The 16097-nt window shown below is 47.0% G+C and carries 10 protein-coding genes; 3 read left to right on the forward strand and 7 right to left on the reverse strand.

Translation table 11 applies throughout. The annotated features are described in order from the left end of the window. Window positions 1–38 precede the first annotated feature (38 nt). Entirely contained in the window at window positions 39–1853 is a 1815-nt protein-coding gene (treZ, locus tag IQ257_RS24805) for a malto-oligosyltrehalose trehalohydrolase (protein WP_193878844.1), read from the forward strand. 133 nt (window positions 1854–1986) lie between these two features. Next, a complete protein-coding gene (locus IQ257_RS24810; RefSeq protein WP_193878846.1) occupies window positions 1987–7539 on the forward strand; it encodes a CHAT domain-containing protein in 5553 nt (1850 codons plus the stop codon). A gap of 169 nt (window positions 7540–7708) precedes the next feature. Here the strand turns inward: IQ257_RS24810 and IQ257_RS24815 are convergent, their stop codons facing one another. From IQ257_RS24815 to IQ257_RS24835, 5 genes are all read right to left on the reverse strand, one after another. Continuing rightward, the gene (locus IQ257_RS24815; protein ID WP_193878848.1) at window positions 7709–8473 is read right to left on the reverse strand and encodes an energy-coupling factor ABC transporter ATP-binding protein; all 765 of its coding nucleotides are present in this window, start codon (window positions 8471–8473) and stop codon (window positions 7709–7711) included. A 41-nt stretch (window positions 8474–8514) separates the two neighbouring features. Further along, window positions 8515–9306 carry a cobalt ECF transporter T component CbiQ gene (cbiQ, locus tag IQ257_RS24820; protein WP_193878850.1) on the reverse strand — a complete coding sequence of 264 codons (792 nt, stop codon included), beginning with the start codon at window positions 9304–9306 and terminating at the stop codon, window positions 8515–8517. After that, window positions 9303–9944: a cobalt transporter CbiM gene (cbiM, locus tag IQ257_RS24825; RefSeq protein ID WP_193878852.1), complete on the reverse strand. Its 642-nt coding sequence runs from the start codon at window positions 9942–9944 to the stop codon at window positions 9303–9305. Before cbiM ends, cbiQ begins: the two co-directional genes overlap by 4 nt. A 3-nt stretch (window positions 9945–9947) precedes the next feature. Beyond that, the gene (locus tag IQ257_RS24830; RefSeq protein WP_193878854.1) at window positions 9948–10448 is read right to left on the reverse strand and encodes a carboxypeptidase-like regulatory domain-containing protein; all 501 of its coding nucleotides are present in this window, start codon (window positions 10446–10448) and stop codon (window positions 9948–9950) included. A gap of 124 nt (window positions 10449–10572) precedes the next feature. Next, window positions 10573–11472, reverse strand: coding sequence for a DUF4382 domain-containing protein (locus IQ257_RS24835; RefSeq protein ID WP_193878860.1), 900 nt, complete (start codon window positions 11470–11472; stop codon window positions 10573–10575). A gap of 434 nt (window positions 11473–11906) precedes the next feature. Here IQ257_RS24835 and IQ257_RS24840 point away from each other — a divergent pair, with 434 nt between their 5' ends. After that, a complete protein-coding gene (locus IQ257_RS24840) occupies window positions 11907–12101 on the forward strand; it encodes a hypothetical protein (protein ID WP_193878856.1) in 195 nt (64 codons plus the stop codon). Between the two features lie 211 nt (window positions 12102–12312). Here the strand turns inward: IQ257_RS24840 and ftsY are convergent, their stop codons facing one another. Further along, a complete protein-coding gene (gene ftsY / locus IQ257_RS24845; protein ID WP_193878858.1) occupies window positions 12313–14154 on the reverse strand; it encodes a signal recognition particle-docking protein FtsY in 1842 nt (613 codons plus the stop codon). Window positions 14155–14333: 179 nt separating this feature from the next. After that, window positions 14334–16097: PEP-utilizing enzyme (locus IQ257_RS24850; RefSeq protein ID WP_265586114.1), on the reverse strand; the 1764-nt coding region annotated here is incomplete at its 5' end.

Here is a 16097-nt window from a genome sequence, read left to right on the forward strand (position 1 = left end):
CTCCCTCCCATTCCAGCTCACTTTTACGGAGAAATACTATGAAAATCGGTAGCCACTATCTGGGTGATGGCAAGTGTCAATTTACGGTTTGGGCACCCTTGCGGGAAAAAATAGCCGTACATATTACCGCGCCCCAAGAGCAACTTATTCCCCTAGAAAAAGATGAATGGGGATACTGGCAGGGAACGGCGGCAGTAGAACCGGGTGCTTTATACTTCTACCAGCTTGATGGGTCTACTGACCGTCCTGATCCTGTCTCTAGCTGTCAACCGCAAGGAGTCCATGGACCTTCTCAGGTGGTGGCACGCCAATTTTCGTGGAATGATGCATCCTGGCAGGGGATTCCCTTGTCAGAACTGATTATTTACGAACTGCACGTCGGGACGTTTACCCCAGAGGGAACCTTTGAAGCGATGATTCCTCGCCTCAGTTACCTTCAGGATTTGGGGGTGAATGCCATTGAAATTATGCCCGTTGCTCAATTTCCGGGCGATCGCAACTGGGGGTATGATGGCGTTTATCTGTTTGGCGTCCAGCACTCCTATGGGGGAGTAGAGGGGTTAAAAAAACTGGTGGATGCCGCTCACCAAGCGGGAATCGCGGTCATTCTAGATGTGGTTTATAACCATTTGGGACCTGAAGGAAATTATCTATGGGACTACGGACCCTATTTTACAGATCGATATCATACGCTTTGGGGTAGTGCCATTAATCTGGATGATGCCTACAGTAATGAGGTTCGCAATTTCTTTATCCAGAACGTCCTGTATTGGTTAGACGAGTATCATATTGACGGGTTGCGCTTGGATGCAGTCCATGCCATTTATGACCAAAGCGCAAAACCTTTGTTACAAGAGTTAGCCGAGGCGGTGGATACGTTTAATGAAACGGCTTCCAGTCAACGCTATTTGATTGCTGAAAGTGACTTGAATGACGTGCGAGTGATTCGACCCCCAGAATTAGGAGGGTTTGGGATTCATTCTCAATGGAGTGATGACTTCCATCATGCATTACATACTCTGCTGACGGGGGAAGAATCGGGATATTACCTGGATTTCGGCAGCATTGAGCATTTAGAAAAAGCGTTTCGAGAAGGTTATGTTTACAGTGGGCAGTACTCGCACTACCGCCAGCGTAATCATGGTAACTCGTCTAAAGACCGTCCTGGTGAACAATTCGTGATTTTTGCGCAGAATCACGATCAAATTGGCAATCGTTTAGCAGGCGATCGATTATCAACACTGATTGACTTTGAGGGGTTGAAATTAGCGGCGGGTGCAGTGTTACTTTCTCCTTACGTCCCGTTGCTATTTATGGGGGAAGAATATGGGGAAGAAGCACCGTTTCAATATTTTGTTAGTCACGGCGACCCTGATTTAATTGAAGGAGTTCGTAAAGGGAGAGCGAGGGAGTTTGAAGCTTTTGGGTGGCAGCAAGAAGTGCCAGATCCCCAAGGGATGGAGGTTTTTATGGAGTCTAAGTTGCGATGGCAGGAGTCTGAGCAAGGCAATCATCAGGTTTTGCGACGCTGGTACAAACGGTTAATTCAGCTACGGAAAGAAATCCCGGCATTAGCTAGTTTAAATAAGCAAGCTTTGAATGTATCTAGCTTGCCCAACGAAAAGGTTTTAATGGTTCATCGCACGGCTGAAGACAGCCAAGTGTTTTATATGATGAATTTTGCAAAAGAACCTGTCACCGTTTCACCCCAAATTCCTCAAGGCAATTGGCAAAATATTCTCGATTCTGCTGATCAGGAATGGTTGGGTTCGGGAGCTACCCTTCCTCAACAGATTCAGGCGGGGCAATCTTTAACAATGGCTCCGGTGAGTTTTGGGCTGTTCAGGATTTAGCCTGCCTTTGATGCTCTTGACAGGCTTCTTGCCTGTCCTACGGGGTAATTTATTTTTTATAGTTTTCTTACGCGAAGAAAAAAAACAGAAACACTAGGGTAGAATTTAGCGCATCTGCTCAGGGATTAAGCCCATGACATCTGACCGATGGCGCTTGAGTTGGGTATCAATTATTACTTCCCTCACTCAAACTACTCTTTGTACCATTGCCGCACTGATTCCAGGTTCTCCAACCATCGCCGAACCTATCACCTCTGCCAATGATGCCATTGGAACAATTATTGACCAGCAGGGGAACCAGTTCAATATACAGGGGGGTACTCTCTCTGGAGATGGTGAGAACCTCTTCCAGAGTTTTGAGCAATTTGGACTCTCGGAAAACCAAATCGCTAACTTTATCTCCCATCCCCAAATCCAAAATATTTTAGGGCGAGTGGTTGGGGGTAATCCCTCGATTATTAATGGATTGATTCAGGTAACGGGAGGGAACCCGAATTTATACTTGATGAATCCGGCAGGGATTGTTTTTGGGCAAAATGCCAGTTTAAATGTCCCAGCAGACTTTACCGCTACGACAGCTACGGGTATTGGTTTTGGCGATAATAAGTGGTTTAATGCTTTCGGTGCCAATGATTATCAGCAGTTAGTTGGTAATCCTAGTCAATTTGCCTTTGATTTAGCGCAACCGGGGAGTATTATCAATGCTGGCGATTTAGCCGTTTCAGAGGGTAACAGTTTAAACTTATTCGCTGGCAGTGTAATTAATACAGGGACACTCACCGCACCAGACGGCACGATTACTATAGCGGCAGTGCCTGGTTCTAACCGAGTCGAGATTTCTCAAGAAGGGCAATTACTACGTTTAGAGATTGAACCCCCAAGAGATAGTGCGGGGCTAGTGCTGCCGATTACTCCTGGGAATTTAGCCGAGTTGTTGACGGGTTCCCAGGAGAATCTGGAGACAGGAGTTGAGGTTACTCCAGCCGGAGAGGTTCAGCTAACAGACTCTGGGGTAATTGTACCGAATGAGACGGGAGTAGCGATTGTCTCTGGTACGATTGATGTCTCTACTTCTTCCCCACACCCCATTCCCAAAACTGGCGGTGAAGTGAATGTAATTGGTAATAAAGTTGGACTTTTTGCTGCCAATATTGATGCGTCTGGTACAAATGGCGGTGGTACTGTGCTGATTGGAGGAGATTATCAGGGTGAAGGGATAATTCCCAATGCTGATATCACGTTTGTTAGCGAAGATTCGACTATTCATGCTGATGCCTTAACTGATGGTGATGGGGGACGGATCATTGCTTGGGCAGATCAAATAACTCGCGCTTACGGTACGATTAGCGCCCGTGGTGGCGAAAATTCTGGTAATGGCGGGTTTGTGGAAATATCGGGGAAAGAAAACCTAGTTTTCCGAGGTGTTGCTGATGTGGGGGCAGCGAATGGTACGTCAGGAAATATTCTGTTTGATCCCAAAAATATCACGATTGCTGATGGAGGCATAGATAATGTAGCCCTCAATGATGCCTTCGGGGAAAATCCAGGTGAAGATGTCACATTTGATGCGGATCAGATTACTGGCTTAACGGGTACTGTAACTCTGCAAGCGAATAACGATATTACTGTTGATGAGGATATTATTTCTGGCAGTATTAATGATTTAGAACTTCAAGCTGGACGTAGTATTATCCTCAATGCCACGATTGAACTCGGCGGTGGCAATTTTAGTGCGCTGATTAATAACGAAAATGCCATTGCCAACTCGCGTGATCCGGGAAATGCTCAGTTTCTGATGAACGCTGGTTCGCAGATTTTAACCAATGGGGGGAATGTGACAATTGACCATGGAACCTTTGCCAATTTAGATGTTGGTGAGGTCGATATAATCAATGGGGCAACTATAAATTCGGGGACTGGCAATATTTCGATTACAGGTACGGGAACTAGGGGTGACATAGATCGAAATGGTATTTCAATTGCTATTAACAGCGTTGTAGAAAGTAGGGGCAATGGAACCATTACCTTGACAGGAATTGCCGGAGATGGCGGAACCAGCGCTAATGATGGAATACAAGTTATATTTGATTCCAAAGTGTCTTCGGAGAATGGAGATATAACTTTGATAGGTACTGGAAGTAATTCGACGACTGGAAGGATCAACCGTGGCATTGTGGTGGAAGACGGTGGTGTGGTTGAATCGACTGGAAGTGGAAATATTATCCTCACGGGTACAGGTGGGAATGGTACAACTGAAAATTATGGACTATTAATTAATACAAGCGGTACTATTAAATCAGCTAATGGCAACATAAATTTAACTGGTACTGGTGGGAATGGTATTGGAGGAGGACACACTGGTATTCAAATCCAAGATGGCGCTGTAGTGGAATCCGAGATAGGAAGTATTACCCTAATTGGCATTGGTGGAAACGGGACAAATGATAATGACGGAATTAGTATTAGTAATTTAAACTCCCGTATCTCTTCAGTGAATGGAACGATTAGCTTGACGGGTAATGGCGGTGCGGGAACGGGAGAATTTAACGATGGTATTTCTATTGTCGAGGGTAGTGTGGTGACATCCTCCGAGAATGGAAATATCACCCTGACAGGTACAGGCGGAAGCGGAACGAATGGTAATGATGGGATAAAAATGCAAGATGCGGGTTCGACTGTTTCTTCCGTAAATGGAACAATTAACTTGACAGGTAATGGTGGTGAGGGAACAGGAGAATTCAACGATGGTATTTCTATTGTCGAGGGTAGTACGGTGACATCCTCCGAGAATGGAAATATCACCCTAATAGGTACAGGTGGAATTGGGACGAATGGTAATGATGGGATAAAAATGCAAGATGGGGGTTCGGGTGTCTTTTCAGTTAATGGAACGATTAACTTGACAGGTAATGGTGGTGCGGGAACGGGAGAATTCAATGATGGTATTTCTATTGTGGATGGTAGTGTGGTGACATCCTCCGAGAATGGAAATATTACCCTGACAGGTACAGGCGGAAGCGGAACGAATGGTAATGATGGGATAAAAATGCAAGATGTGAATTCGATTGTTTCTTCAGTTAATGGAACGATTAGTTTGACCGGTAATGGCGGCGGTACGGGAACGGGAGAATTTAACGATGGTATTTCGATTGTCGAGGGTAGTGTGGTGACATCCTCCGCAACTGGCAATATCACCCTGACAGGTACAGGTGGAAGGGGAACGGATTTTAATCGTGGGATAATAATGCAAGATGCGGGTTCGAGTGTCTCTTCAGTTAATGGAAATCTCAACCTGATTGGTACGGGTGGTGATGGTACTGGAGAAGGAAACTCTGGTATTGAAATTCAAGAAGATAGCGCTGTAATTAACGGTACTGGCACTATCACCCTCACGGCTAATGAAATTAGCTTCCTTGAAACCACGGAAATCCGAGGGAATGGCATCCTCCAAGTACAACCCCTTGACCCTAATTTAGGGATTACGATTGGCAACACGATTAATGATACTCGCTTGAATCTAGATAGTAGCGAACTCAATCGTTTACAAAACGGATTTACTCAACTTATTATCGGACGCGACAATAAAACGGGTGCAATAACCTTGACGGGTGATGCCATATTTAATGACCCCGTTACCTTACAAGCCAATTCGATTAACCACACGGGCGGAACGTTATTCGGAGAGGACAACGCTACCCTAACATTACTCGCCAACCAAGATATCCGCACAGGCGATATTATTAACCCCAGTCGGGCAATTACCTTAACTAGCGATAACGGAACGGTTTCTACCGGAAATCTCAGTACTTCTGGAACTAGCGGCGGTGATATTTTAATTCAAGCCGAACGTGCTATTACCACAGGTGAAATTAATACCAGTGGAAGTTCTGGGGATGGCGGTAATGTCACCTTAGATCCCAGTGGCGATATTCAAGTCACTCATATCAACGCCCAAGGTAGTAACATCGGTGGAGAGGTTGACATCACCACCGAACAATTTTTCCGAGTCACAGGCGCATTTACTGACCGAAATGGCATTCTTACTAGTATCTCCACGGCTGGTGGAATAGAGGGGGGAGATATTACTATTCGGCACGGAGGTGGATTTCGTGGCACTCCCTTTGACGTGGGAAATTCAACAACAAATGGCACAACCGGTGCTATCAGTAGTGGTGAATTTACCATCTCCCCATTTCAATCCTTCCCTGGTAGTTTCACCCTTGGCAATATTCGTATCATCACCGCTACCATTACGGGTATCTGTCCCCCATTCTGCTCGAAAACTGGCGACTCTGAAGATATCACAGAAGAGATTGCGATCGATAACTCTCCAATTTTCAATCCAACTGCCCAAATCGAAGAGTCCTTTACCAATCAATATGAAGAGTATTGGGGACTAAGTGATACCCCAATTATCACTCTGGCACAAGCCCAAGCAACCCTACAAAAAATCGAACAAGCTACTGGCGTCAAACCCGCCCTAATTTATGCCGTTTTTGTGCCAACCACTGCTCCCCCTCAAACCCCAACCAATAACTCAAAATCCCAACCTGAAGATACCCCTAAACCCCAAGAAAACCTCTGGCAATTCAATTCCTTTGGCTTGTCCTCCGAGCAAGAACCTATCCCATCCACCAGCCAGCCTCCACAAGATACTGACCAACTCGAACTTATCCTCGTTACTGCCGACGGACAACCTATTCGCTATCCTGTACCCGGAGCTACACGAGAAAAAGTTTACCAAACGGCTGAACAATTCCGCCGTGCTATCACTGATACCCGAATTCCTCGCCCCTATCTCCCCGCAGCACAGCAACTTTATCAGTGGTTAATTGCTCCCCTGGAAGCCGAATTACAAACCCGACAAATTAATAACCTAGCATTCATTATGGATCAGGGATTGCGATCGCTCCCCATTGCCGCCCTCCACGATGGCACTGGGTTTATCATAGAACGCTACAGCATTGGCTTCATGCCCAGCCTTTCCCTCACCGATACGCGCTATGTCGATATCTCTAACCTACAAGTTTTGGCAATGGGAGCCTCCCAATTTACTGACCAAAACCCCTTACCCGCAGTCCCAACCGAATTAGAAACCCTCACCACTCAATTATGGCAAGGTAAGTCCTTCCTCAACTCTTCCTTTACCCCAGAAAACCTGAAAACTGCCCGTACTAACCAACCTTTTGGTATCCTCCATTTAGCCACTCACGGCGAATTTAAACCCGGTAAACCCGAAAACTCCTATATCCAATTTTGGGATACAAAACTACAACTCAATCAACTACGGGAACTGGGATTAAATAACCCACCTGTAGAACTCATGGTTTTGAGTGCTTGTCGCACGGCTTTGGGGGATGAAGAAGCCGAGTTAGGATTTACCGGATTAGCCGTACAAGCTGGGGTAAAATCAGCTATGGGAAGTTTATGGTATGTCAGTGATGAGGGGACGCTGGGATTCATGACTCAGTTTTACGAGCAATTGAAACAAGCCCCCATCAAAGCTGAAGCCCTGCGACAAGCTCAATTAGCTTTAATTCGAGGTGAAGTTAAACTAGAAAATGGGGAGTTAGTGACGCCTAATTTGAGGATTTCTTTACCCCCAGAGTTAGTGGAATTGGGAGATAAAGAACTAACTCATCCTTATTATTGGAGTGCCTTTACTTTAGTAGGGAGTCCCTGGTAATCTTAGGAAATCTGATACTCATGGATTTGATTCGCTGCCCCTCAATTGTTGATTTGAGGGGGTGAAACTTATCCCCGTACCCTAATGATAGGGGCTTGCTTTTCACCCCCTCAAACTCCCCCTGTTTTTCGGTCAGGAGTTCAGGAAAAAAAAGACTCAACTCCTGGATTTACCGATGAGGAGTCAGCGAGTGAGGCTTTTCTAAACCATGAGCTTCCATCAGTTGCTTGTCACCCATGACTTCGCGGGGGTTGCCATCCGCGATAATCTGTCCTTCATCTAAAAGCAAAACGCGATCGCATACTTCCAGAATCATTTCTAAGTCATGGGTTGAAATTATATAAGTTTCCTGAGAGTTCTGCAAAAACCGAATCAGGCGACGACGTGCCCGCAAGTCCAGGTTAGCTGTCGGCTCATCGTACAATATTATCTGAGGTTGCATTGCCAGAACAGATGCGATCGCCACCATGCACTTCTCACCCCCAGACAGATTTTGAGGAACCCGATCAATTAGTTCTTCTACCCCAGTCACCGATAAAGCTTTACGGACGCGGTTTTCCACCTCTTCAGCATCAAGATTCATATTTTCAGGACCAAAAGCAACATCATCTCGCACGGAAGTCGTAAATAATTGGTCGTCTGGGTTCTGAAACACTAAGCCCATTTCCGAACGAAATGCTCCCGTTTCCACAGGCTTATCAAATAACTGAATTTTCCCTGAAATTGGTGTTAGAATTCCACAAACTAATAAAAATAGGGTTGTCTTCCCACTCCCGTTAGCACCAATCAAACCTACCCGTTCTCCTGAGTGAATTCTCAGGTTCAGGTTTTTCAAAATTTCCCCTTGTTTGGGATAAGCAAAAGTTAGCCCTGAAATTGAAAGTGCGGCTTCCTCTATTTTTTTTTGGTTGAATTCTTTCGTTAGCTGTGTCATCACCAATCAATAAACCCTTCACACTTCAGGTATTCAAACGCTTAAAAGAAAATTTCTGCCGCTACTAAGACTGTGGCGACAAAGAGGGTAAGCCAAAAAGCAATTTTGCTGGTTTTATTGGCTTCACTAATATCGGCAGCAAACTCCTGACGATTACTACCGATGCTGCTTTTTCGGCTCCCATAACCCCGCAACCGCATTGCCTGATAAACTCGCTCCGAGCGATCATAACTGCGAATTAGCAAGCTACCCGCCAAGCCAGCCCAAAGGTTCAGATTGCGAACACTAAAGCGATCGCTCTCAAACCCCCGCATCCGCATCGCCCGTTGCATCCGCATCCGGGTTTCGCCAAACTCTTCGAGGTAACGGTAAGACAGCAGCATCATATCGACAATGACATCCGGCAGATGCAGCGATCGCATTGCCTTAATAGTGGTTAAAAAAGGTGCAGTGCCAAACAAAATCAAACTTACCGTCAGGATGCACAGAAAGCGCGTGGCAATTAATAAGACTGACTCAACACCCTCTTGAGTCACCGCCAACGGTCCAAGGCTAAACAGAACCGCCCCCCCAGACGAAGCAAACAGCACCAGTAACACTACCGCCAAAATAAATAAGCCAGGGTAGCGCATCCGTGTCAGCAGAAAAGAAAGGGGCAGTTTGGATAACCCATAAAGCACCATAGTCACCCCAATGACTGCTGGGAGCAAAATCAATTGATTGACGAAGGCAATAGCAAAAATTAAGGAAACAAGTGCCACCAACTTCGAGCGTTGTTCCCAGCGATGGATGGGTGAATTAATTTTTGCGTAGCGATCGAGTCCTAGCTTCATCTGTTTTCCAAAAGCTCCGGCTTGACTCGATCCAAAAAAGAAACCAACATCATGGTAAAGATTCCCTCTAGTACTGCTGGAATTGTATAAACGGCAAGGGCAGCATATATGGCATTCCGTTCCATCTCGGCATTAATATCACCGGGAATGGTAGTAATCACTACAACCGAAAAAATTGTCGCCGCAATCATTACGCCACCCGCACCCGCAAGGAAAGCAAAGATTTTCGTCCGCTTTGGCTCCTCAATCTTGACTTGATATCGCAATCTAAAGATGTAATAGGCAAGCAGTGCGGGAAAGCCCATAATTATCCCATTCACCCCTAAGGTCGATATTCCCCCATGCTGAAACATCACCCCCTGGAAAAACAGCGCAATCAAAATCGCTGGAAAAGCATAATATCCCAAGACAACTCCCATCAGCCCATTGAGGACAAAATGAAGGCTTGAAGGCGGTATGGGGATATTAATTAAGTTGACGACAAAAAAAGCGACGGTGAGAAGCGCTGCTTTGGGAATCTTCGCCTGGGGATTTTTATCCTTATTAATTTTGTGCAGGCAGTACCAAGTCATGCCGCCCGTAACAGCGTATCCGGCAACACAAACACTTGGATTGATAAAACCGTCGGGGATGTGCATTATTTAAGCCGTCTTCCTCCGACGGGCAAAGAATAGCGCCGTTCCGAAAAATCCCCAACCACCAGCCGCTGATAATAATGCTTTTTGGACTAGGGTGCTATCCTGCGAATAATCGAGCCAACTCAGCCCTTCGCTGTTTCCACCTCCTTCTTGTGTAGCAATAGCCGCTTGGGTACTGTCACCGACGGGAACAGTAATAAGGTCACCGTGACCCGCTTGACGGACTTTAACTTCCCAATCTCCTGGCTGGGAGGGGTCTGGCACGAAGGTAAATTGCCCTTCTTCGTCAGTAATTCCAGTTGTCCAGGGCGTAGACGGGTCATCGGGGGCGTACACGGTCACTTGGGCATTACCCATGGGTTGACCCCCAGCATAAATCGCATCAATTTGAACGGCTTGAACCTTCTGATACTCAATATCTGTACCGTGGGCAGATGCCTTGGCTGACCAACCGATAACGGAAAGAAACAATAGGGGAAGAAAAAACTTAAACTTCACGATCATCTTTGTTAATCTTGCCAACAGTATTTTTCCTTGACTTGTTTGGGTTGCCTCAGCATCAAGGGCAGGTGAGCGATGACCACCCTACTATTGATGAGGACTACGAAGAAAGGAAAAAAATCTTTAGTTATTCAGGAGAAGGAGGTTCACTCCCTTGAGCGGTAGCTCCTTCAATGCGGCAGTGACCTTCGCCAACATGACCTAAACCTGCGATCGCTTCTTCCAGCTTTTGATAATCTTCACTAGGAAGTTCCTGTTTCAGCATTGCCCTATCCGCTTTTAGAGTTCCCTCCTGCGCCAGGGCAGCAAATGGCTCGAAGCCAATGGCATCTTGATTCAGGGCGTCGTCTTCTGGGGCATTGGCATCACCAAAAATGTGGTCGAAGTGGAAGGTTGTCTCGATTTCAGTCTGGTCTGTATTTTTGAGAATACCTTTACGTTCTTCGCCGACATACTGTCCGCAGGTATATTCCAAAGGTTTATCAAAGCTGATTGTAAAGTTGATAATGCGACCTTCTTTTTCGGCAGTCCCTTCGAGAAGGATAGTGGAACCTTCGACTGAACCTTGATTTGCCTCAACTAAATTCCAAGACAGGGCATTATAGGTTCCCATTGGGGCTGGTTGCGATGTCACGGTGATGGGGGCTGCATCTCCATCCCCCGCCGCTAAATCTACTGTTTTTGGTTCGTCGAGAAGGGTAAGTTTTTCAGTTGCCTTCAGCTCACCCGACTTATCGGGGTCGAATGGGGGATCAGTTTGATAGGCGGTGACATCATCTAGGGTAACGTAAACGTGTTCAAAGTCAATTTGCCAGCCGTCTTTGGTGACAAAACCCTGCCGCACGAAGTCTTCACCATTAGCAACAAGCTGGAGCGTTCCCTCCCCACCTTGAGCCTGAGTTTGGGTTTCTTGTGCTGCCGGAGCTCCTGCCTGAGTCTCAGTCTGCACTCCATTCTCGGAACAGCCCAACAGTATCCCAGGAGCCAGAAACGTCAGACTCGCCAAAATTAATAGCGGTTTCCTCATCACAGTTGTGAACGCTTTACTTCGTTAGCATACAAAATTTAATCACACAAGTTTTTGTAAAAAAATGCAATACCCCCGGAGGGTATTTTTAGCATATTTTGATTCTTTCTCTCTAAATCGGCAATTTATATATCGATAGAAAGATTGACTTTTTTCGCCATGTTTAGTCTAAAAATTGGGTGAGTTTAACATTGACTGCCTGATGTTTCTACCCCTTGCATTTTTCCTATGAAGCAAGCTATTTTAAGGGTTATGGCTGCAAAACGAGAGCCTTCTCCAAGGCAGGAGGCAGAAGGGGAAGGTTGGAAGGAGTCTCCTCCCCGCGACGTGAGGAATCTCTAGACACAACTCCGACAACACCATCAACCTCACAGCAGTGGACACCCGATCAAAAATAAGCGATCGCTCAACAGATCGAGTACTCAGCAGACTTGATGATTATTTGCATTGAGACAGCTCAGAAGAATTTTGGCGATCGCTTTCGTGATGAGGCAATCATCCGAGATTTAGCACTATCCCTCTACGTTGAAGCAGTTCGCAAATTTGGCGAGTCACAATTACCCGATGATTTTTGCTGCAACAAACCCAATGGTGAGCAGGGGAGTTGGGGAGCTAAGGGAGAAGAGTAATACCAAATGGGTTTGAATTTGGCACATATTCTCTCTTGCTCCCCCCAAAACATCGGGGGGCTGGGGGGGTTCCAGATGTGCCATTGGAAAAGCCAATTGGTATAACACCTCAGCAACGGGATCAATGAGCTGCAACATTTTTTATCTAAACAGCCGGATGGTTAGACATTTTTCCAATATTCTCATCAATCGGGCAGGGTCATCTTCCCAATCAGCCACTCAACAAGGCTTCAACAAACTCGTAGCTAGAGAAGGGACGCAAATCTTCAATTCCTTCACCCGCGCCAATAAAGCGAATCGGTAAACCCAACTGTTGTACCACGGCTAGAGCAACGCCGCCCTTCGCTGTTCCATCTAGTTTTGTTAAGACAACGCCACTAAGTTTTGCCGCTTCTGAGAAAACCTCTGCCTGACGCAAGCCATTTTGACCAAGGGTGGCATCAAGTACCAGTAGAGATTCGACCTTAGCATCGGGAGCTTTTTTATCAATAATCCGGCGAATTTTCGCCAATTCCTCCATCAAGTTTTTCTTATTTTGCAGGCGACCGGCTGTATCTACCAAGAGTAATTCAGCATTTCGCGCTTGCGCTGCTGTAATCGCATCAAATACCACCGCTGCCGGATCGGTATTTTTACCAGGATTGGCAATCACTTCCGTACCACTGCGTTCTCCCCAAACCTTCACCTGTTCTACGGCAGCGGCTCGAAAGGTATCTGCTGCCCCTATTAAACAACGGTAGTCTGATTTATTTGCCAGGTGAGCAATCTTGCCAATTGTCGTGGTTTTACCGACCCCATTGACGCCAGTCATCAACCAGATATTGAGGGTGTCTTTTTCGGGGACAAAGGTGGTGCTGTAGGATTCGGTGTAGGGTTTATCTAGCAAATCTCGCAAGATTTTTTTCAGGTAAGCGATCGCTTGTTCGGGTGGTAGCACTTCCTCTCGCAGCTTGGCTTGCAGGGTACTGATAATGTAATCCGTGGCATCGACGCCTACATCAGCCTGCAATAGCAGCGCCTCAATCTCCATTACCGCGTCTTGATTTAGCGGACCTTGACCGACAATCGCCTTAAGTTGATTGATCAAGCTGCGACGAGTTTTACCCAATCCCTGGCGCAGCCGCTTGAGCCAACTAATTTCTTCAACAGAAACATCTTCAGGGGTGCGTCCCTGAGCCGCCAAGACTTGAGCAGACCAGACAAACTCCTCATCAAAGGCAACACCACCCACTCCCGCTTCTGCTACTGATTCCTCCAGTTGCGCAGCTACCTTTATCGGTTCCGGCTCCGGCGTTTCGATAGCCGTGGCTTCTAGGCGTTTGAGTCGTTCCTCCCGATCCGCTTGACGCGCCCAGATAGGTACAGGGGCAGTCGGTTCTTCAGAGACTGCTGGTTCTATGGGAGCTTCTGGAGCTGCTGTTTCGGTTGCAACTGGTGCTTCTATGGGAGCTTCTGGAGCTGCTGTTTCGGTTGCAACTGGTGCTTCTATGGGAGCTTCTGGAGCTGCTGTTTCGGTTGCAACTGCTGGTTCTATGGGAGCTTCTGGAGTTACAGCTTCAGGTTCAGATGTAATTGGTGCCTCTTCCGTCAGTTCTGGATCTGCTGGTTCCACAGCCGTGGTTTCAGCTTCAGATTGAGTAAGAGCAGGCTCCACGAGAACAGCTTCTTCTTCGGTAGCAACTTCGGTGGTTTCTGTAAGGACTAGTAGCTCTGGAGATTCTGAGGCTTCAGGGATGGGGACGGCTTCTGGCTCAGTCGTTGTTGTGGCGGCTGGCGCTTCTGATTCCTCTGCTTGGGATTCTTCTACTGCTGGGATTTCAGTCGGTTCTGTTGCCGTTGGCTGGACTTCTGGGGATGACTGCTGTTTCTGAATGTTTTTATAGGCAGTTTTTGCCCAGCTCAGATAATCATCAGCAACCGTCTGTGACTGCTCCTCGGCTGGCTGCTCCGTTACTTTTTCTTCTTGTTCAGCTTGGGGAGTTGGGGAGGGAGTTTCTTCCCCAGACGCGGCGCTAGGATTGCTTTTCTGGCGGCGGAACCAATTAAAAACCATTACACCTACTTGACTACTGGCGTCAATCTTTCTTAACGTTTATTGTACCAAGCCCCTGTGCCGCAATACCGATAAAAGGGACGGGTTGGTGGAGTAACTAACCTCTGCGAAACCCTCTGCGAAACCCTCTGCGTACCTCTGCGTTAAAAAAATCCACTCACCCTACTGCCAGCTCTACCCTAATCCAATACCTCCACAACCCCCAACTGCCCATCAATCCGTACCCGCTGACCATTTTGCAACACCTGAGTTGCATTATGAATATCCATCACTGCCGGAATGCCATATTCACGCGCCACAATAGCACCGTGAGAAAGACGCCCCCCCACTTCCGCAATTAAACCCCCAGCACGCGCCAATAACGGTGCCCAACCCGAATCAGTGTAGGGGACAACTAAAATAGTCTGTCGGTCAATCTCTGGAACTGCTTGTAAGTTCTGCAAAACCCGCACCCACCCTTCAACCTGTCCAGAACTAGCACCAATTCCTTGGAACCGTCGCCCGGAAGGTTGCGATCGCATTTGCATAGTGAAAGATGCAGGTGGAGGATTACCATAGACGAGGGCGGGTATATTCGTTAACTGACTGTGTTCTTCCAGTTGTAATTGCTTCTGTTGCACCCGTTGCTCTAAATTCTCTTTCAAGGTGCGATCGCTTTTTGCCACTAAGCGCTGAATCTCAGAAAATCCTAAGAAAAAGATATCTCCCTCTTGCCCAAGTAAACCCGCTTCTAGCCATTGGGTTTCTAGTGCTACAAAACTCCAACGTAGTTCGGCTAATAGCTGAGAATAAACCTCAGTCACTCGACCTTTCAGATTTAATCGTGCCTGTACTATTTCTGCTTTCCAACGCTGTCGTTTGGGGGGTGCAGATGCGGGTGGCGGGTCGCACAAAAACTGAGCAAACAACTGCCGTGGGGGTCGGGGGTCTTCTTTCCAAGTCGGAACAGCAATATCCGTTGCCACATCACTCAGATAACCATAGCTTTCCATAAACTGGTCGAACTGTTCCAACACAGTGCGACCATCGGGAATTTCCGCTAAGGTGGCAAACAGAGACGCTTGATGTTCACAAGCCACTTGCTCGGTAGATAATAAATGATGAGCATCGGCTGCTAATTGAGCAAGCGATCGCAAACTGGCAATCTCTGGCGTCTGACTGCTATCGAGTTCCTTATCCTTAACCCGTAATATCCCTTGCCGCAGCGACAGACTCAAGGGTGCGAGAATACTGTAATAAGTCGCTCGTTTCAACACCTCCAAAATTAAATCAATGCGTTCCAGGATAGCGGGTGGAGACAGTTCCGAGGCGGGTTGTGCTTTGAGTTGAGCGAGGGTAGGGGCAAATTCCTTTTGATAATCAGACTCAAAATCTTTATCTAAACTCCATTCCCGACCCAGCAGGCGCAGTAACCCTGGCACGTTGCTCAAGGTTGAACGCATCGGTGGTTTGCTAAATTTAGCACCCCTAGTCAAAAATTCCAGACTTTCCGGCGGTAGACCCATACGTCGGAAAATATTACCCAATAGAGTGGCGTTAAAATAGGCGCGAGAGTAATGCAGGGTTGCCGTTTCATTAAAATCCAATCCCTCCGCCCGTTTCCCTAAAACCAGTGTAAAAATTTCTCCCCAAACCCCACAGGTTAAGGGACGGTTAATCGACCACGTTAGGGGTCGAATTAGTCCCGGAATCACTTCTGCGGCAATCTTGCGCGTCCAAATCGGTAGTAGGGTAGTAATCGGTCGCGCTTGCAGCAACCACAACTGCTGCCCGTCATAACTCCATTCAATATCTTGGGGAATGCCGTGATAGCGGTTTTCCAACTCCCGCGCCAGAGTTGCAACGTCTTGAATTAAAGCAGGCGGTAAATCCCCACTCCCTTCAATATGTAAGAAAGCTTCTCCCCTGCGCCCCTGCTCCTCTCTTCCCCTGCGCCCCAGCTC

The sequence above is a fragment of the Coleofasciculus sp. LEGE 07092 genome, from assembly GCF_015207375.1.
Lineage (GTDB): Bacteria > Cyanobacteriota > Cyanobacteriia > Cyanobacteriales > Coleofasciculaceae > LEGE-07092.